Origin of the sequence: Pseudomonas sp. 29, assembly GCF_002754355.1 — a bacterium.
GTDB classification, from domain to species: domain Bacteria; phylum Pseudomonadota; class Gammaproteobacteria; order Pseudomonadales; family Pseudomonadaceae; genus Aquipseudomonas; species Aquipseudomonas neuropathica.
On the sequence record NZ_PEEY01000001.1, the window covers coordinates 5,818,978 to 5,837,263 of the forward strand.

The window sequence follows — 18,286 nt, forward strand, 5'->3', positions numbered from 1 at the left end:
TTGGCCACAAGGCCTGTGACGTGCGCACAGCACGGCTGTTTTCAGCCCATTCAGAATACCGCCGCCGGGATCGGCGGATATTGTTGTAGATCAACTATTCCAATGCCGGCCTTCAATCCCTGTGGCTTGCTCCCACAGGTTTGTGGCAAACCACAGATCTTTAGTAGCCCAAAGAACCCTGTAGGAGTGAGCCTGCTCGCGATCGCGGTCTATCTGCCACATCATTGCTAAATGACCCACCGCTATCGCGAGCAGGCTCACTCCTACAAAATTTGTGTCAAATCCAGGATATCCAGCAATCCCGAACTCCTACAGTTTTTGTGTGAAAACCGAGATATCCAGCATCCCGAAGAACCCTGTGGGAGCGAGCTTGCTCGCGAAGGGGCCCTGTCAGCCAACATCACCTTAGCTGACCCGCCGCATTCGCGAGCAAGCTCGCTCCCACAGGGTCGCCGCTCAAACTCCACCATCCGACCCGATGGACAATTCACGCACCCCACGGCCCATTCGCGCAGGCATTTTCGCGCTACGCGAATTTGTCATATTTCGTGTCAATTCAGTGCAGATAGTAGGCAGCCCAACGCTAACCGAAATGAGGCTGCACCGTGTTTCAACGTCTTCTGTGTTCGCTGTCCGTACTGAGCCTGTCCATCGCCGCCGCCCATGCTGCCGAGGCTGTACCGCTCGACACGCCGCGCCTGCAAGGCATCGACAACTTCCGCGACGTCGCCGGCATTACCACCGCGTACACCACGGCCCACGACGGCACGATGCGCAGCGGCGTGTTCTACCGCTCCAACGCGCTGACCCCGACGGCATCCGATCTGGCGACCCTCAACAGCCTCGGCATCAAAGCCGTTTACGACTTGCGTACCCCCAGCGAAATCGCCGCCACCCCCGACACCATGATCAGCGGCGCAACCTGGCAGAACATCGACATCATCGGCAGCACCACCTCCGGTTCGAATATCACCAACATCTCCTTCAAAAGCGCCGCCGACGCCATCGCCATGATGGAACAGACCAACCGCGCTTTCGTCAGTGACGCCGGCATGCGCGGCCAGTTCGGCAAGCTGTTCAATGAACTCGCCGGCGTCGACGCCGCACAACTGTTCCACTGCACCGCCGGCAAGGATCGCACCGGCTGGACCGCCGCCGTGTTGCAGAGCATCGCCGGGGTCGACAACGCGACCATCATGGCCAATTACCTCGCCACCAACGACTACACCGCCGCCCGCGTCGCCGCCACGCTCAAAGCGCTGCCGCCGAGCATGGCCGCCATTTACGAGCCGCTGCTCGGCGTGCAGGCCAGCTACCTGCAGGCCGGCCTCGACGAAGTCACCGCGCAATACGGCAGCATGGACAACTACCTCAAACAAGGCCTCGGTCTGTCGCAAGAAACCATCTATGTGCTGCGCGGCAAACTGGTCGAATACAACAGCCTGCCGGGTCAGGCCGGGCTGATCGGCAACGCTGCTGCCGGCGCCGAATTGCTTCGCCAATTGCAGAACACCAATCTGTCCGGCACCTACAGCGCCTACAACTACTACCTGCAATCGGCCATCGACGCCGGCACCCTCGGCGGTGTCGAATCCCAGGTCGGCGGCCAGGTGCACGCCGACGCCGCCAGCTATCTGCTGCGGCAAAACGCGATGATCGAACAAGCCGCTGCGCCGTTTGCCAGCGGCACTGACCTCAAGGTCGGCCAATATCGCCTCTGGACCACCGCGCTCGCCGGCTACCTCGGCACCGATGGCTCGGCCCACGCCGAGAGCAGCAACGAACACAGCCAAGGCCTGATGGTCGGCATCACCCAGCGTTTCAGTGAACAACTCAGCGCACGCGGCGGCTTTGGCTACAGCAAAGGCACTATTGGCGGCGCGGGTGGCGAAGCCGACACCGACTTCACCTTCCTCAACGTCGGCGCCCGCTACGGCTTCACCAGCCTCGAACAAGGCCTGTTTCTCGACGCTAACGCCAGCGCCGGCTACATCGACTACGACAGCAAACGCGACCTCGGCGGCGGCCTCGGCACCGCGAAAGGCGACACCCATGGCAACCTCACCGGCGCCACCATCGCCCTCGGCTACCGCGCCCCGGTCAACGGCATGACCTTCGAGCCAAGCCTCGGTTTGCGCGTCAGCCACCTCGACCTCAACGGCTTCAAAGAGAAGGGCAGCGAACTTGCACTCGACGTCGACGATAACAGCGCCACCCGCCGCAGCGCCGTCGCCAACCTCAACGTAGGTTTTGTCCCGGTGACGATGGGCGCATGGCAACTGGTGCCGGGCGTGCAAGTGGGTTACGAACGCACACTGGGCGACAACCAGGTCGACAGCCAAAGCCACCTGCTGGGCCTCGACATCGAACAACGCGCGGCTTTTGATAATCGCGATCAGTTCAGCGGCGGTGTGAATGTGATGGCCAGCCTCGACGCCCTGAGCCTGGGTGCAGAAATCGGCGCCAATGGCGGCGGCGACAGCCACGGCTTCAATGGTGGTCTAAAAGCCAGCTACGCCTTCTAAAAGACACACGGGATCAAGGATGACCCCGATCCAACAAACACCCCTAAACCCAATGTGGGAGCGAGCCTGCTCGCGAAAGCGCCAGATCAGCCAACACCAACATCGACTGACCCACCGCATTCGCGAGCAAGCTCGCTCCCACAGTTAGCTTTCCAGCTTATGAACCGATCAACCCTGTCCACGCAATCCAACTGCCAGTTTAGTGACGACCCAAATCCAGAAAACAACCCAAAACCAATGTGGGAGCGAGCTTGCTCGCGAAAGCGCCAGACCAGTCAACATCAACATCGACTGACCCACCGCCTTCGCGAGCAAGCTCGCTCCCACAGTCAGCTTTCCAACTTATGAACCGATCAATTCCGCCCGCGCAAATCCGCCGGACTCACCCCAAAAGCCCCCTGAAAATACTGACAAAACCGCCCCACATTACTAAACCCGAACCGCAACGCCACCTCCGTCACCGACCCCGAACCCCGCTGTTTCAACACCGCATAAGCCCGCTCCAGCCGCACCTGCCGCTGATACGCCACAATCGACATCCCGACAAACCGCCGAAATCCCTCCTGCAACGCGCGCTGACTGACATGGCTCAAGCGCGCCAGATCCACGCCACTGACCAACTGCTCCGGATGCGCCTGAATAAACTCCACCGCCAACTTCACATGCCTTGGCGCAACCATCGCCGTCGGCCGCTGCAATGCCTCGGAAAAATTATGCGGCCACGCCTCCAGCACCGCATCAATCAACATCTCGCGCAACCGCGACGGCATCAACGTCCCGCTGTTGAGCAACAGATCAAACTCCGCACCCGTCGCCAGATCAATCAACGCCCGAATCCCCTGAAACGCTGCGGTGTTCAGGTCCACGCTGGGTGCAAAAACGATCTTCTGCAGAATCGGTTTATCCAACAGCATCGACAACCGCTCGGTGAGTTGATGACGATTGATCGACATGCCGTGATGCGCATGATCATCAACAAAGCGCATCGAACGAATATCGGCCTTATCAACCGCCAGACCCACATGCGTCACACCGATGGACTCGGTCGCGTGGTTGAAGACAATCTTGCCCGCCGTGGGGATCACAAACGTGATCTCATCCTGCGGATCGGGAAACGAAACACTGAAATCGCCGTGGTAATGCATGCGCCGGAAACTGACGCCATCGTGCCGCCCGTAAACGCCGCCGATAATGATGTTCGACGGCAGCGGCGGGGAGTCGGAATATCGGTTGCCGAAGAATCGGGAGAACAACGCGCCGAAGTCGTCGGAACGGAGATTGTCGGAGCGCAGAATGATTTGCTGGCGAACGGGAGTCGGAAACACCTTGGCGGCACCTTCGATTGGGGGCTCTAGGACTGGGGTGTAGGGCAGGGCGCCGAGGAGATTAGCAGAGGCAATATGACGCGTTTGTGACAGCCAGAAACATGCCGTTACAGCGCCGCCCCACGTTTACGCAACGGACACTCGGCAGGCCATGGCCGACATGGCAACCTGCTCGCATCCGTACTCAGCAAAAAACCAAGGCATCGCGCCGAGCGCCCAGCCTTGTTTACCGAGACCTGAAAGCATTCAAGTCAATTGGAGCGGCAATGCAAGCCAACACACAAACACTCCCCATCACCCTGACCCCCGAACTCGACTTCGACCAAACCGCCGCCGGCGCTTTCGGCGAATCGCTGACCCACGAATACACCCAGGCCACGCCATTCCCGCACATCGTCATCGACAACTTCCTGCAAGCCGACGTCATCGCCAGCATCCGCGAACACTTCCCGGTCGAACCGACCCAAAACGAACAAATCTACGAGCGCGGCTACAAAGGCCAACTCAAACGCCAGATCAGCCCCAACGCCTGCAGCCCGTACCTGAAGAACGTATTCAACACCTTCAACTCCGCACCCATGCTCGAATTCCTCGAAAAACTCACCGGCATTCAAGGATTGATTCCTGATCCTTATTTTGCTGGCGGCGGCTTACACGAAACCAAAACCGGCGGCTTCCTCGGCGTGCACTCGGATTTTCGGCTGAACAAGAAGCTCAATGTCGAGCGGCGGTTGAACGTGATCATTTACCTGACCGAAGATTGGCAGGAGGCGTACGGCGGCAACCTGGAGCTTTGGGATGTGGGGATGAAGAAATGTCTGAAGAAGGTTCTACCGGTTTATAACCGGTGTGTGATTTTCAATACGGATAAGGACAGTAACCATGGGCATCCGGAGCCGTTGACTACGCCGGAGCACATCACTCGGCGGTCGATTGCGCTTTATTACTACACTGCGAGTGGGGTAGGGGTTGAGCCGGGGCAGAGGAATAAAACGCACTATAAGCCGCGGCCGAAGGATCGGTGGAGTTTGAGGTATTACGTGGAGAAGGTGTTTAAGAAGAAAGGATGAGGCGACGACGTGTATAAGGGCATGGTCATTTTTTACGTGCTGAGTGGTGAGTAGCTGGCGTTAGTTCTGCTTTCCGCCAAAGTCGGTCAATGAAACTGCTGGCATGCTGGCAGTGTTGTTTAATTTGATGCCTACACTGATTAAGCAGCTTGGCTGATTATCTGTATCGTGTTTCTCCTTGAGAAGGCTCGCTTTGTCCATAGCCAGCCTAGGGAAAGCAAAGACGTACGGGAAATCAAGGAACGTTATACGACATTACCCTCGCGTTTAAATGCGATAGCGATGTTGCTAAAGGGCAGCTAGATGCTGGAGGCATATGCAACTACAACTTAAGCTTTTAACCACTCTTACGATTTTGGTCGCTCAGCCAGCGATAGCTCAGGATCCTGACGCGGCCTTATCTAAGCTATCTCCCGACGCGCGCGATTGGGTGAATCGCTCTTGTACTCGCAGCCTCGGACCGTCTCTTTGGTCTAGCTGCGTTGTGCGGGAAGCATCAGCTGCTTCACATGGAAAACCAGACCTTTCCAGTCTAAATCCGGAGATGCGGGCTTGGGTCATAGGAAGCTGCTCCGACTCCCTCGGCCCGTCTCTTACCATTAACTGCCTCACACGCGAGAAAGCTGCCTTGGTAGGCGGATTGCCAAACATTTCGTCTCTTACCGAAGAGCAAAAGCAATGGTTGCTCAGCTCCTGCTCTACATCGCTGGGGCCTTCGCTATTTGTGGCATGCGTTCAAAGAGAATCGGCAGCTCTTCGTGGTACACAATCCGGCTCCCAACAACCTCGCGCAGTTGCGTCTCCTGTTCCACGCAAACTCTACAGCACACCAAGCAGAAGCTCAGGTCGTGAGAGCTATAAAATCGAGGTTGCTCATAACGATGAGCTTTTCATTATCAACGGGGAAAAATTCGAATCACAAACTTATTGCCTGGGCTGGGAAGAAGGAGACGAAGTGTTATTTCTAGAGGGAAGCCCGGTCGGTGCATGTACAAGTGCAGAGCTTCTAAACCTGAGAACACGCGATAAGTGCGATGTATGGTGCGAGTAGGTGACTTGGCCGGACGGCAACCGTGAAGAAGGGGATGGATTTATTTTCAGTCCTGGGACGTAGTCTGGTCCCCTCCATGACGACATCCTAGCCGTCATGGAGGAATTTTCGTTACTCCACCGGAACCACGTTATCCAAAGCCCGATTCACCGCCAACTCCCCAAGCATCACCACCTGCGCAATGCCTTGCAGTGTCTTGCGTGCCGGTCCCTGCACCAGCCCGATAACATCCCCAAGCATCACCGAAGCCGAACCGAGTGATTCACTGGCATTCACCAGCAGTTCCTCAGTCTTGGTGTTCGGGTTGGCGATAAACATCTTGTTGGTTTGGTACGGGGTGAGCATGATTTCCGGGGCAGGGCCGAGGTAATGAGAGAGGGCGCGGTCGACGGCTTCGTTGAATTTCTTGGCGTCGGGGGATTCGTCGCCTGAGATTGGATCGGTTTCTGGTGGATTCGGTGTGATCTTGAACATGATGTAACTCCCTTGTGTCGCTTAAAAGGAGCCATCACCCACTCGCTACCAAACGATGGGTGGCGGCCATGCACAGGTTGGTAGACCGGGACACAAGGAAAACCGGCGCGCTCGAAAGCGCCCTGCGCATGACCACCATAAAAGCCAGGCGAAGACTTTCGCCAATAGTGAAATTGCGCACCTTGTATACACGGGCTACCAAACCCGATCACTGCTATTCAGTGACCGACCCACGATAGAACCCGCCCACCCGGCGCACAAGCCGGCGGATTCTGGCGTAGTCGTAGGCAACGGCGCAAGGCGTTGTAGCCTGTCGGACGTATCTCGGAACGTTTTTAAACCGGTCGTTGAAATGCCAGGCGTGTGAGGCCTGGCATCCTTAAACAGCGGCGATCATCACCGCGCATCAACCCTCGGTTTTACTTACACACGGCGTCCGCCACGCGATAACCGTCCACCAGCGGTGCTTTGCTCACGTCCAGTTCGATGCGGCAGCTCTGTTCGGCTTTTTCGCCCCATTTCATTTGGTAGACCTTGCCTTCACCCACCGACAGCAACACTTGACCGGCCTGGCCGACGATGCCAGCGCTGGCGCCTTTTTCGTTGGTGATGGGCGTGCCGAACGGCGGTTGTTTGCCGTCCTTGAGGCGCACGTTGAGCAGGGCTTTTTCCGAGCGGCTGGCGGCGAAGCTGGCTTTGACCACGGCGCCGCGACGGGGGACGACGTTGGTCACGCCTTCTTCGATGTCGATGTTGTTGTCCAGCTCGCCGGTGTCGAGGGCCACGCGGTTTTTGCGGTACGGCGTGACGTACGGCACGAGGGCGTAACCCTTGGCGTTGGTCAGGGTGCCGGGGGCGTTGAGGACGCCGACGTCCGGGGTGTCTTTGACTTCGACCAGGGCCACGGTTTCGCCGAGGGTCTGGCCGAATTCGAGGCCATCGCTGTGGCCGAGCACGGAACCTGCGGCGCTCACCGAGGTCTGGCGGTAGCCGCTGCCGACGCTGACGCCGGCGCCGAGTTGGGCGAACGGTGCGCGGTAGCCGATCAGGGCCGAGCCGTTGTTGCCGCCGTTGTCGGAGCGGTTGGCGTTGACGTTGTAGTTGAGGTTGCCGTCGCGTCCGCTCAGGCCGGCGCGCTGGTCGAGGCTGCCGTCGTTGTTGCGCGTGACGGTGTAGGTGCCGGTGCTGCGCGTCTGGCCGATGGGCATCGACACGGTGAACACCACTTGGTTGTTCTGGCCGAAGTTGTCGGTCAGGGTCTTGCTCGCGTAGATGCCGTAGGTCACGCCTTTGTGTTGGGTGTTGAAGCCCAATTGCATCTGTTTGTCTTCGCGCGAGGTGCCCCAATAGTTCTGCTTGCTCATGTTCAGGTAGAACGAGCCGTAGCTGTCGAGCGCCTGGTTGATGCTGGCTTCGACTTTGCTGCGCTTGGAGAAGGTGTTGAATTCGTTCGGCTCTTGCAGACGCACCGCTTCATCAAAGTCGCGATAGCCTTCGGTGGAATAGCGGTAGCCGGCGAAACGTACCGAGGTGCCGGTCTCGAAAGCCTTGCCGTAACGCACGCCAAAACTCTGGCCTTTCTCTTTACCGGCCGTGACGCCGGACCCGCTCGGCACATCGGTCTGGGCCTGGGTCACGTCCAGCGACACGGCGCCCAGACTGCCGAGGCTTTTGCCGACGCCCACAACACCCGCCCGATAGAAATCAGCGCCCAGCAGGCCACCATATAACGTTAGATCGAACGGCAAGCCGTAAGCCAGCGACGCCTGGGCGAAGGCCGGACGCTGGCCGCCGTCGACGGAGTTGTACTCACCGGCGGTGGCGCTGTAACGCCAGGTTTTTTCCCGCAGCATGTTGGCCAGTGTGGCGTACGGCTGGGTGAAGCGCCGCTCGCGGCCGTCGGCTTCGGTGATGATCACTTCGAGGTCGCCGCTGCCCGACGCGGCGTTGAGGTCGTCGATTTCGAACGCACCGGGCGCCACGTAGGTGGTGTACAGCGAGTAGCCGTTCTGGCGCACTTCGACTTTGGCCTGGGTTTCGGCGATGCCGCGAATGATTGGCGCATAACCCTGCATCGAGTCCGGCAGCATGCCCATGTCGGACGCCACTTGGGCGCCGCGAAACGGAATGCTGTCGAACACGTCGCCCGGGGTGAAACTTTCGCCCAAGGTCAGGGTGCCTTTGATCGCAGTCAAATCGCGCTGCGCGTAGGTGTTGCTGCGCTGCCAGTCCTGCTGGCCGTCTTCATCCTGACGGAACGAGGAGCTGGAGCGAAAACGCCAGTCGCCGAGGTTGAATCCGCCGTTGGCGTAGAGGTTGTACTGCGTGCCGTTGCCTCGGGCGTCGGACTGGGTGTTGGCCGCCGAGAACTGATAGTTGAGCATCGCCGCGTTGATCCCGCGATCCCATTCTTCGGGGGCGACATAACCGGCGGCGTCGCGGCGCAGAGCGATCTGCGGCACGCTGATGTCGAGGGCCAGGCGCCCGGCGTCGAAGCTTACCGAAGCGCCTTCGATCAGTTCGGCAAGGTCGATGCACGCCGGGAATGTTTCGCCCGGGGTCAGGAACGCATCGACCTTGACCCCGAGTTCCTTGAGAAACGCTTCGGACAGACAGGCGCGCACTTCAGCGCTTTTGGCGTCCTTGGCGAAGGTCATGTCGCGGCGGTCGAAAAAGCTCTGGTTCAGCCGGATCACCACCGGATAGGTGCCGGGGCCGATGCTGCCGCTGTTGGCGATGGCGTCCAGATCGAGGTTGGGCCCGGCGCTGGCGCCACCGAAGGGTTGCATGAAGCTGGCATCAAACTTCGCCGGCTCGTCTGCGCTCGCCGAGCTGCCCATCAGCGCCGCGAGGATGGCGACCGACAGATGCAATGGAACAAAAGGCGCGGACTGACGATGACGGTTCAGGGCTTCGATTCGCATGACAATACTCAACACTCGGCCGCCACGCGGCATCGGCAGCGTGCAGGCAGGTTCGCAAGGAAAGGGGTGACGGTGTTACGGGGCGCTGCTCAGCTCGACTTTTTTCGGCTCGCTGTAACCGCCGTAGTCGTTGATCGCGGAGAACACCACCGCGCCGCTGCGGCCGCTGAAACCCGGCAGCGCATAACGCTGGCTGCTCATCGGCGCGACCATTTTCGGTTCATTGACTTCAACGACTTGCGCACCGGCCTCGACTTTCACGCCGATAAAGGACACGTGAAACGCTGTCGGGTTGTTGACCACCAGCACCGGTTTGCCTTGTTCCTGTTGCAGGCTCCAGCGCAGTTGCGGCGGTGCCTCCATCGCGCTGCCCTTGAGGGTGGGCGGGCGATAGAAGACTTTGATCCGCGTGCGCATGGCGATTTTCAGGGTGTTGGCGTCGGCCTTGCCGGCCAGCGGAATTTCCTGGGCGTTGAAGTAGAAGACCGATTCGCGGTCTTGCGGCAGATCGCCGGGGACTTTCTGGATGCGCACCATTTGCTCTTTGCGCGGATCGAGGCGAAACAGCGGCGGGGTGGCCACGAACGGGGTCGCAGTGGTGTTGTCGTCGGCCTCGGTGTTGATCCAGGCTTGCACCGCGTAGGGCTCGGCCGTGGTGTTGCTGACCGTGATCGAGGCATCGCGTTTGTTGCCGTCGTACACGATACGCGTGCCGCCGAGCATCACACCGGCCTGGCTGAAACTGCTGAGCAACGTTGCGCTCAACAACACGGCCAATACCGATGCGGTTTTGAAGGAGGTTTTTGCTGGGTTCATTGCGTTCATCCTCTTGTCGGCACGGCCACAAAAACCGTGGCAAAGGGAAGGGCATCCGGCGGCGCCAATCGCCGCCGGAGGCTGACCGGACTTATTGGTAGTCGACGGTAAACGCGGCTTTGGCGTTGGCCGGACCGGAAGTGGCTGCGCCGGTGGCGACGTAGTTGGCGGTGAAGCGCAGCGGCTGGGTCAGGTCCAGATAAGGCGAGGATTCCAGGCCCAGTTGCACGTCTTTGCCGGACGCATCTTTGATCTGCACGGCGACGTTGGTGGCCACGCCGGCTTCCGGCAGCAGGCCGATCCACTGGCCGCTGGAACCGGCGTTGCCGCTCAGCGAAAGGAACTTGACCACGGCTTTCTTGCCGGTGACGTTGCAGCCCGGTGCGGTGGTGTCGATGGTCAGGGTGAACGCGCCACCACCCGCCACTGCACCGGCCGTGGCCAGAGAGGTCGCCGGCACACTGCCGAGGCCAACGTCGCCGGCACCGGCCGAACCGTTGAGGTCGGAAACCACGACCGGGCAGGTGTTGTCGGTCACGCTGCCGACAAAGTTGATTTCACCGTCGGCGGCCATTGCAGCTTGCGAAGCGGCTGCCAGAACCAGGGCCAGGGACAAACCTTTGAGCGCAAAATTTTTCATGATCACTTCCAGATATTGAGTAAATGTCCTGAAGCCCGAAGGCCCTGAGACGGATCGACGTCGCCATCCCGTCGGGGTAGAGCGTGGCGTCTGAGGCTCATTATCGGGATGCGGATCCGGGCGCTATGTAGGGAAAATCCCTTTGCTTGTAGGAAAATTCCTAGCGCTGCTATGCGATCAATAAGTCGTCGCCAAAAAAACGCCCCGCCTTTGGCACCGCGCGAAATAGGCGATGGCAAAGGGGAGCGTCGGGAAAAACAGGTGGATTTTTGTTGGCGGATTTCAGCGGTAAGTTACGGTGAAACTCGCATGGCCGTTGGCGGTGCCGGGCTGCGGCGTCGGCCCATCACCGGTCTGGATATAACGGGCTCGGAGCGGCACTGACGTCACGCCGTTGACGATGCGATTGAGGCGCACGGGCTGACCCAGATTCATCGGCGTGCCGTTGTCCTGCAACACTTGAATGGCCACGCCTTGCGCCGTCGAATCGCTCGACAGGCTCAGGACACCGTTGGCCGCGTCGAGGATGGTTGAGGTCTTGTCGGCATCGATCTGAATGTTGGCGAAGTTGCCGTTGAAGTAGCCGTTGGTGTTCGACGGATAGTTGTTGCCGGCGATGCAGGCGTTGAGGGTAATGGCGAACGGCTGGGCTTGGGTGGTGGAGTTTTTGCCGTTGAATACGCGTTTTTCCCAGGTGCCCATTGGCACGTTGATCTGGTTGCCGGGTGCGGCCGGCAGAGAGCAACCGGCCAGGGTTACGGTGGCGGTGAAGGTCAGGTCGAACATTGGACCCATGTCCGAAGTGCCAGTGGCGACCAGTTGATTGATGGTGTGGGTGCCGGGCGCGATGTCACCGGTCTTGATCAGCGCATAACGCATCATCGCCTGGTTCATGTTCGCCTGGCTTGGAGCGGTACGATTCATGTTGAAGGGAATGAATCGGCTGGGGTTACCCGGCGGCGGAATCCAGGCGGCAGCGAAACCCGTCATGTAGATGGCCAGGCCAATGCCGGGCACGTTGGTCTGCAGTAAGGCATTGGCTGGCACATTCAGCACGTCCACCGGAATGTTCACCGCCACCGGACCGACCAGTGTCGTGTTATAGGAAGCGGTGCCATAACACTGCAAGGTGTCACCGAAATTCAGCTGTCGCATGGTGCCGTTGGTGTTCAACGTGGTGCCGATCGGTACGTCTCGCGGCGCGAATACCGCGCCGCCGGTGAGCGTCAACTGCTTGACCGTATTGTTGCCCGTCGCCCAGGTGCAAGCCGCCATCGCCGGCGCCGCCATCAGCATCAACGCCGATGCGCCAAGCCCGCCCAGCATTCGTAACCCGATCTTCATGGTGTGTGCCCTCCTGAGAAGAAAACGGCCATTCAATGCAGGCTGACTGCATCTGGACGTTGTTGGCGTCGGCCAACGAAGGGCTGAATTATCAGGATCACGAGGCGCGCATTGAATAGCCGGCTTCCCGCTGGCTTGTAGGAAATTTCCCAGAGAATTTCCCTGCCAGACAGGCGCCGACGCCCAGGGTGAGTGTCACCGCGTTGGCGTGGTAAACAGCTTCACCGCCCATAATCCGCAATGCTCAGGGGTGGTCCGATGCGCGCACGGTGTTTCACTACTTCGTCGAAGGCGCGGCAGTTTGGGGGACTTACGCGGGTGGGCATATTCCCATGGGTAACCAGGTTGGCCGAGTGACCGGGCCTGACAGTGTCGAGCTGCTTTATCAGTGCATCACCACGGATGGCGAGATTCGTGCGGATTGGTCGAGGGGCGTTGTGGGGGGGATGAGGCGGGGCGGACGACGTTGCGGTTTGTGTGGGGTTGGTTGTCGGGGGCCGAGGGGGCGGGCAGTCGAGTTATGTTGAGGTGGTCGCGTAGCGCTCAAGGTTTGTTGCTTGTTCCGCATTGAACGCATCTTGAGATTCAATCCCGCAGTGGTCCTGCTTTCTTCCGGATAGTAAAACGCCCAAGGGTTTGGCGTGTCCTGAATGGTTAGGACCGCGTACTGCCTTGGGCGAGATGGGCGCAGATTAAGTGGGGGCAATGTAGACGTCAACTCTTCGCCATCACATCCCAAGTCCGCATCACCTGCGTAATCGCCGCATCAATGCTCTCCAGCGGCGTGTCATCCCGAGCCAGGATGGAAATCCCCTGTAGGAAGCTGTCGAACACCGTCGCCATGGCGGCTGCGTTCGTGTTCTCCGCTAACAGACCCTCACGCAGACCTCGCTCGACACACGCTCGAATCCCGGCGCGTGTGCGGGCGCGGGAGTGGGTGAGGGCTTCGACGACACCGGCGTTTTCCGGGCTGGGCGCGCTCATGACGCCGAGGGTGACCATGCAGCCCTTGGGGTGGCCGTCATCGCATTGCATGCGTGCCGACTGGCGCAGCGCGGTCTCGATGGCTTGGCGTGGCGGCAGGGCTTCGTCCCACAGGCATTCGGTGACCTGGGCGAAGGTGGTGAGGTAACGCTGCACGCACTCATCGAACAAGGCTTCTTTTGAGCCGAATGCGGCGTAGAAGCTTGGCGCGGAGATGCCGCCGCCCAACTGCGCCTTCAACAGGGCGAGGGAGGTCGAGTCGTAGCCGTGCTGCCAGAACAATTGCATGGCCTGGTCGACGGCGTCGTCGCGATCGAAAGCGCGGGGGCGGCCGGTTCTGGCCATAGCTGAAACTCCTCGAAAAGTGATTTGGATACTAGTCGATACATAAGTCGTTGACAACGTGCCTCGGCTGCCGCCAGTATTTTATATCGATCGGTACGCAAGTCTGAATTTCCAAACTCAAGGAGTTTCCCGTGACACCTTCATTGACTCTAACGGCGGCGCCCAAACGCCTGCCCATTGGCGCGCTGTTGGCGCTGGCCATGACCGGTTTCATCTGCATCGTCACCGAAACCTTGCCCGCCGGGCTGTTGCCGCTGATCAGCGATGGCCTGGCAATTTCGCCTTCCATGGCCGGGCAAATGGTCACCGCGTACGCGCTGGGCTCGGTGCTGGCGGTGATCCCGATGACCATCGCCACGCGCGGCTGGCGTCGGCGCAATGTGCTGTTGCTGACCATTGTCGGTTTTCTGTTGTTCAACTCGATCACGGCGCTGTCGTCGCATTATGGCGTGACGCTGGTGGCGCGTTTCTTTGCGGGGGTGGCGGCAGGGTTGGCGTGGAGTCTGTTGGCTGGTTATGCGCGGCGGATGGTCGAGCCGGATCAACAGGGCAAAGCGTTGGCGCTGGCCATGGTTGGTACGCCGATTGCCTTGTCACTGGGCGTGCCGCTCGGCACTTGGCTGGGTGGCCTCGTCGGGTGGCGCACGACGTTTGGGCTGATGTCGGCCCTGACCTTGATGCTGATCGTTTGGGTGTTGGTGAAGGTGCCGGATTATCCGCCGCAGCCTGCGCATCAGCGTCTGTCGTTGCGCCGCGTGTTGACCACGCCGGGTGTGCGGCCGGTGCTGGCGGTGGTGATCAGTTGGATGCTGGCGCACAACATTCTCTACACCTACATCGCGCCGTTTGTGGCTCCGGCGGGGCTGGCGGATAGCGTGGATCTGGTGTTGTTGGTGTTTGGTCTCGCGGCGTTGGCGGGGATCTGGCTGACGGCGAAACTGGTTGAGCCGCTGTTGCGCAAGACCGTTCTGGTGAGTCTGGCCACGTTTGCACTGGTGTGCGTAGGGTTCGGCTTTTACGGACGGGTGCCGGAGGTGATTTATCTGGGCGTGTTGGTGTGGGGATTGAGTTTTGGCGGTGCGGCGACGCTGTTGCAGACGGCTCTGGCGGATGCGGCGGGGGATGGCGCGGACGTGGCGTTGTCGTTGAATGTGGTGGCGTGGAACAGCGCGATTGCCGGTAGCGGAGTGGTCGGCGGGGTGTTGCTGGATCGATGGGGCGTTGCCTCGTTTCCCTGGGCGATGGTGGTGTTGGTGAGTGTGGGGTTTGCCATTGCGTTCGCCGCAAGGGGGCACGGATTCAGGTCGGGGCCGCGTGGGGCGGGAGCGGCGGCGGTTGTCGGGCACTGATGTCCGGACGTGTTGGGCGGTGGTGACGCGGAAAGGCTGGCAAGCCCTATCCGTTACTCGGCGCCCCCGGCTTTCATCAGCCTGTACAAATCCTCCAGCGCGCCGCGAAACTGTGCCAGGGAAAAACTGGCCGGGCGGCTATCGGCGTCCCACCGCGTGCTGATGCCGACTTCCAGGCCGCTGGAAACGCTCAAACCAAACCGACGCCAGTGCAAAGTGTCGCCATCGATCACCTGTTCGGTCATCAGCACAAAGCAATCGAAGTTCATGTCATCGCTGCAGACCAGCAGCGGTACAAGCGTGGACGAACCGTGTTCTGCAGGCGCGAAACGGCGTTGGGCGAGGGCGTCTTCTTCCTCGTCCAGCAACCACATCAACGACAAACCATTCAAGTCGAGGTCGGGATATTCGAGATGCTCGTTGAGCCATTGCTCGATGGGGATGCCGTCGATAAACAGCCAGGCGCAGGCGCTACGGTTGCATTTCGCCTGGTGATAATCGGCGTGGATACGGTGGAGCATTGGAGAGTCCATGATCAATAGAGGATTGGCGGGTGAATCAGTGCGAAAATGCCCACGCCCCACTGAACCACCGAACAGGTTATCGCCAGCCTTGAGGGATACTGAAGGCCGACTTGCACCAGGCGTATTTAAACGCTGTTGAACCTAGGCCGCTGGATAGCTGAACGGCTCCAGAAAAATCTGTGGATCCACCCACAATCTCAGGCCAAAGGGAATGACTGAGTAACCGTCATATCGCCCGGTGAAGGTGTTCGACGCGGCGAATTCAACAAATTTCCCGCGTTTATCGTCAATCACACGGATACCGGGGCAGCCCAGCATTGTGTATTTGATAATGGGGTTGGGTAATGATCTTTCCCAGACCTGAATCTCTACATCCGAATCGTATTGCCAGATCGTCAGCTTCAGGCTGATAGAACCCTGTTCGATCAAGTATTGATGGGATGTTCCATGCCCGTCCTGATCGGGAATCACGCCTAGCGCAGCAATAAGGTCAAAAGGGTCCCATGTGAGCAGCGGCATAGCGTTTCCTTGGTCTGGAATCTGCGTTTATGGTACTCATCACTGACCTGTAAAAGTACACTCGCGTACTACTTCCGAGAGGAGCCACAACCCATGACCACTCAAACCGAAACCGCCATCCTCGCCGGCGGCTGCTTCTGGGGCATGCAGGATCTGCTGCGGCGCTATCCCGGCGTGTTGCAGACTCGCGTCGGTTACAGCGGCGGCGACGTGCCGAACGCTACTTATCGCAACCATGGTGACCACGCCGAAGCTATCGAAATCGTTTTCGATCCTGCGGTGATCAGCTATCGGCAGATCCTCGAGTTCTTCTTCCAGATCCACGACCCGAGCACAGCCAACCGGCAGGGCAATGACCTCGGGCGCAGCTATCGTTCGGCGATTTACTACCTCAGCGAAGAACAGCGCGATGTCGCTGAAGACACCGCGGCCGACGTCGACGCCTCAAAACTGTGGCCGGGCCCGGTGGTGACCGAAATCGAACCGGCGGGGCCGTTCTGGGAAGCGGAGCCGGAGCATCAGGATTACCTTGAGCGTATTCCGAATGGCTACACCTGCCATTTCATTCGGCCGAACTGGAAATTGCCGAAACGCGGGTGAGTCCATAACGACCTCAAACAACAGAACCTCGAATATGAATCATGAACTTTGGCTCGAACCCGATGGCTGTCAGACCTTTTGTCTGGCCGGTGCTCAAGGTGATAGTGCGCGTGCACTTATGGGGTCGGACGCGAAGCTTGTTTGGGAGGTCGAGGCTGACAGTTATTTCGAAGCGATGACCAAGTACTATGCGCACATGCAGTGGGGCGAGTACCAGACTGACTTTCCCGAACAAGACAAGACGTCCTACAGAGACCTGGGCTGGGCGATCTGTCGCCCATCCAGCGCCAGCACATAAGCACTGACATTGAGCTGTCGATGCGACTGGGCTGAACCCTCCTTTCGGGGCCATCTGTTGCAGGATGGCGCCCGAGTGGAGCGGCAACGGTGTTCAATTCACACGCGTACTCACGACTTCCCCGGTGGCGGTGTCCTCCAGCCAGACTTGCAGACGATTGAGGCCAACGTATTGCGAGCGCGCCATGATTTTCTGGCCCGGCTTGCCATCGAACTTCAGATCCGCATACATGAAATGTAGCGGCAATCGGTATTCCAGTTGGATGGTATAGGTGCCCGGTTTTAGCACCGCGCGCTGCGGCGAATCGTTTTTGTAGTAGTACGTGGAGAACGGGATGTTGCCGACTTTTTCATCGTTGATCCGGATGATGTTCAGGTTCGCCTCGCCGTCGGCAAAGTGCCGCTGGGGCCTGCCGGCATAGGTGTCGGTTTCGACCACGGTGTAGCGCGACTCGTCTGCTGCGGTGGTGGCGCCGACGTTGGAATACGCCGGCATTTCTGCGCAACCTTGCAGGCACAACAGCGCCATGACCAAGGGAAGGACAATCTTTTTCATCGATAAAACCTGTTTTTACTCAAAGTTGATTCACGATCAGACGGGCGTCTGACTTTATTGATCTGCTGATTGCGAGAGGGCGTTTGCCAACAGAGCGCCAGCGCTCAAGCCTTGCCCAGGCCAAACAATGAACGCAGCTTGCTGCCCCAGCTGCGCTCATAGAAGGGCGTTGTTTGCTTGAGAAAGTAATCGCTCAGCCCCGACTCACCTTCGCAGACGCGGAACAGGTCAACGGGCTCGCCATCCGGCGCCGTGTCCCCGGCGACATTGCCGGCTTCGCGCATGACCCGCTGAACATCGCCGTCCGCCTCGACCCCGACGATCAAGTGCGGTTTTTCGTCCACCGAAGTGTCGTGCATCAACGCCAGAAACCCACGCTTCACATTGCGATGTTTGGCGAGTAACTGCGTCAGCGAATGGATCATTTGTGTCGGGTATTGCGAAGGCTGGCCGAGCAGGACTTTGGTTTCTTTTTCGACGGTGCGTGAAGTGGCGGTCTGGCCGACTTCATCGGAAAGCAGATTGGCCACTTCCTGCGGGAAGAACTCTTTGCCGTAAGGCGATTTCGGATTCAGAAAAAGCTGCGCGCCCAGCGTCATCTCGAACAGAGACCTGGCCGGCAACTCCAGATACGTCTCTTCACTGTTGATCGACTGTTGCAGGGTTTGCAGTGACGAAAAGAACGGAATGACCGAGGTGCCATCCGGTTTTTCCCAATGCGCGATGCTGATGTTGCTGCCGGCTTCGAGATTGACCACGCCGTCTGCCGTGCCCGTAGTGCCGAGGATGTAAACCGGCGAGTTCAGCAGTGTGGTGAAGAACTCAGGCCGGTGCGCGGGCTCGTCGGCGGCCAGCCTGAGCGATTTTTCCAGTGGGTTTTCTTGCGGGTTATCCATAATGTCCATCCGTGACTCGCTAGAAAATTGCTGACTTGGGTTTTCGC

Annotated in this window: 16 protein-coding genes and 1 pseudogene; 6 read left to right on the forward strand and 11 right to left on the reverse strand. The window is 59.3% G+C overall.

Going from position 1 to position 18,286, the window contains the following annotated elements; translation table 11 throughout:
• The first annotated feature begins 605 nt into the window (after positions 1 to 605).
• Positions 606 to 2,525 (forward strand): tyrosine-protein phosphatase, encoded by a 1,920-nt coding sequence (locus CLU80_RS27090; protein ID WP_099758960.1) that lies wholly within the window; start codon positions 606 to 608, stop codon positions 2,523 to 2,525.
• 353 nt (positions 2,526 to 2,878) lie between these two features.
• Here CLU80_RS27090 and CLU80_RS27105 read toward each other — a convergent pair whose 3' ends face one another.
• Positions 2,879 to 3,850 (reverse strand): AraC family transcriptional regulator, encoded by a 972-nt coding sequence (locus CLU80_RS27105; RefSeq protein ID WP_099758961.1) that lies wholly within the window; start codon positions 3,848 to 3,850, stop codon positions 2,879 to 2,881.
• A gap of 266 nt (positions 3,851 to 4,116) precedes the next feature.
• Here CLU80_RS27105 and CLU80_RS27110 point away from each other — a divergent pair, with 266 nt between their 5' ends.
• Positions 4,117 to 4,920 carry a 2OG-Fe(II) oxygenase gene (locus tag CLU80_RS27110; protein WP_099758962.1) on the forward strand — a complete coding sequence of 268 codons (804 nt, stop codon included), beginning with the start codon at positions 4,117 to 4,119 and terminating at the stop codon, positions 4,918 to 4,920.
• Between the two features lie 1,162 nt (positions 4,921 to 6,082).
• On the opposite strand, the gene CLU80_RS27120 is transcribed toward CLU80_RS27110, so the two are convergent.
• The 5 genes from CLU80_RS27120 to CLU80_RS27140 form a co-directional block, all read right to left on the reverse strand.
• A complete protein-coding gene (locus CLU80_RS27120; protein WP_099758963.1) occupies positions 6,083 to 6,445 on the reverse strand; it encodes a DUF6124 family protein in 363 nt (120 codons plus the stop codon).
• Positions 6,446 to 6,864: 419 nt separating this feature from the next.
• Complete coding sequence (locus CLU80_RS27125; RefSeq protein WP_099758964.1) at positions 6,865 to 9,369, reverse strand: fimbria/pilus outer membrane usher protein; 2,505 nt, start codon at positions 9,367 to 9,369, stop codon at positions 6,865 to 6,867.
• 75 nt (positions 9,370 to 9,444) lie between these two features.
• Positions 9,445 to 10,185 carry a fimbrial biogenesis chaperone gene (locus CLU80_RS27130; RefSeq protein ID WP_099758965.1) on the reverse strand — a complete coding sequence of 247 codons (741 nt, stop codon included), beginning with the start codon at positions 10,183 to 10,185 and terminating at the stop codon, positions 9,445 to 9,447.
• Positions 10,186 to 10,276: 91 nt separating this feature from the next.
• Positions 10,277 to 10,825, reverse strand: coding sequence for a fimbrial protein (locus tag CLU80_RS27135; RefSeq protein WP_093433268.1), 549 nt, complete (start codon positions 10,823 to 10,825; stop codon positions 10,277 to 10,279).
• A gap of 282 nt (positions 10,826 to 11,107) precedes the next feature.
• On the reverse strand, positions 11,108 to 12,169 hold the full coding sequence (locus tag CLU80_RS27140; protein ID WP_099758966.1) for a fimbrial protein: 1,062 nt from the start codon (positions 12,167 to 12,169) through the stop codon (positions 11,108 to 11,110).
• 230 nt (positions 12,170 to 12,399) lie between these two features.
• Between CLU80_RS27140 and CLU80_RS27145 the strand changes: the two are divergent.
• Positions 12,400 to 12,709: pseudogene (locus tag CLU80_RS27145) on the forward strand (avidin-fold protein).
• A 174-nt stretch (positions 12,710 to 12,883) separates the two neighbouring features.
• On the opposite strand, the gene CLU80_RS27150 reads toward CLU80_RS27145, so the two are convergent.
• Positions 12,884 to 13,498 carry a TetR/AcrR family transcriptional regulator gene (locus tag CLU80_RS27150; protein ID WP_099758967.1) on the reverse strand — a complete coding sequence of 205 codons (615 nt, stop codon included), beginning with the start codon at positions 13,496 to 13,498 and terminating at the stop codon, positions 12,884 to 12,886.
• A 131-nt stretch (positions 13,499 to 13,629) separates the two neighbouring features.
• Here CLU80_RS27150 and CLU80_RS27155 point away from each other — a divergent pair, with 131 nt between their 5' ends.
• Entirely contained in the window at positions 13,630 to 14,847 is a 1,218-nt protein-coding gene (locus tag CLU80_RS27155) for an MFS transporter (protein WP_099758968.1), read from the forward strand.
• A gap of 53 nt (positions 14,848 to 14,900) precedes the next feature.
• Here the strand turns inward: CLU80_RS27155 and CLU80_RS27160 are convergent, their stop codons facing one another.
• A complete protein-coding gene (locus tag CLU80_RS27160; protein ID WP_099758969.1) occupies positions 14,901 to 15,368 on the reverse strand; it encodes a hypothetical protein in 468 nt (155 codons plus the stop codon).
• A gap of 144 nt (positions 15,369 to 15,512) precedes the next feature.
• Positions 15,513 to 15,890 carry a hypothetical protein gene (locus tag CLU80_RS27165; RefSeq protein WP_095049943.1) on the reverse strand — a complete coding sequence of 126 codons (378 nt, stop codon included), beginning with the start codon at positions 15,888 to 15,890 and terminating at the stop codon, positions 15,513 to 15,515.
• Between the two features lie 93 nt (positions 15,891 to 15,983).
• Between CLU80_RS27165 and msrA the strand changes: the two genes are divergently transcribed.
• Positions 15,984 to 16,490 (forward strand): peptide-methionine (S)-S-oxide reductase MsrA, encoded by a 507-nt coding sequence (gene msrA, locus CLU80_RS27170; RefSeq protein ID WP_099758970.1) that lies wholly within the window; start codon positions 15,984 to 15,986, stop codon positions 16,488 to 16,490.
• Positions 16,491 to 16,524: 34 nt separating this feature from the next.
• Complete coding sequence (locus CLU80_RS27175; RefSeq protein ID WP_099758971.1) at positions 16,525 to 16,788, forward strand: hypothetical protein; 264 nt, start codon at positions 16,525 to 16,527, stop codon at positions 16,786 to 16,788.
• A gap of 93 nt (positions 16,789 to 16,881) precedes the next feature.
• Here the strand turns inward: CLU80_RS27175 and CLU80_RS27180 are convergent, their stop codons facing one another.
• Together CLU80_RS27180 and sseB are read right to left on the reverse strand one after the other, a co-directional pair.
• Positions 16,882 to 17,343 carry a hypothetical protein gene (locus CLU80_RS27180; protein ID WP_093433250.1) on the reverse strand — a complete coding sequence of 154 codons (462 nt, stop codon included), beginning with the start codon at positions 17,341 to 17,343 and terminating at the stop codon, positions 16,882 to 16,884.
• 104 nt (positions 17,344 to 17,447) lie between these two features.
• Entirely contained in the window at positions 17,448 to 18,239 is a 792-nt protein-coding gene (sseB, locus tag CLU80_RS27185; protein ID WP_099758972.1) for an enhanced serine sensitivity protein SseB, read from the reverse strand.
• Positions 18,240 to 18,286 lie beyond the last annotated feature (47 nt).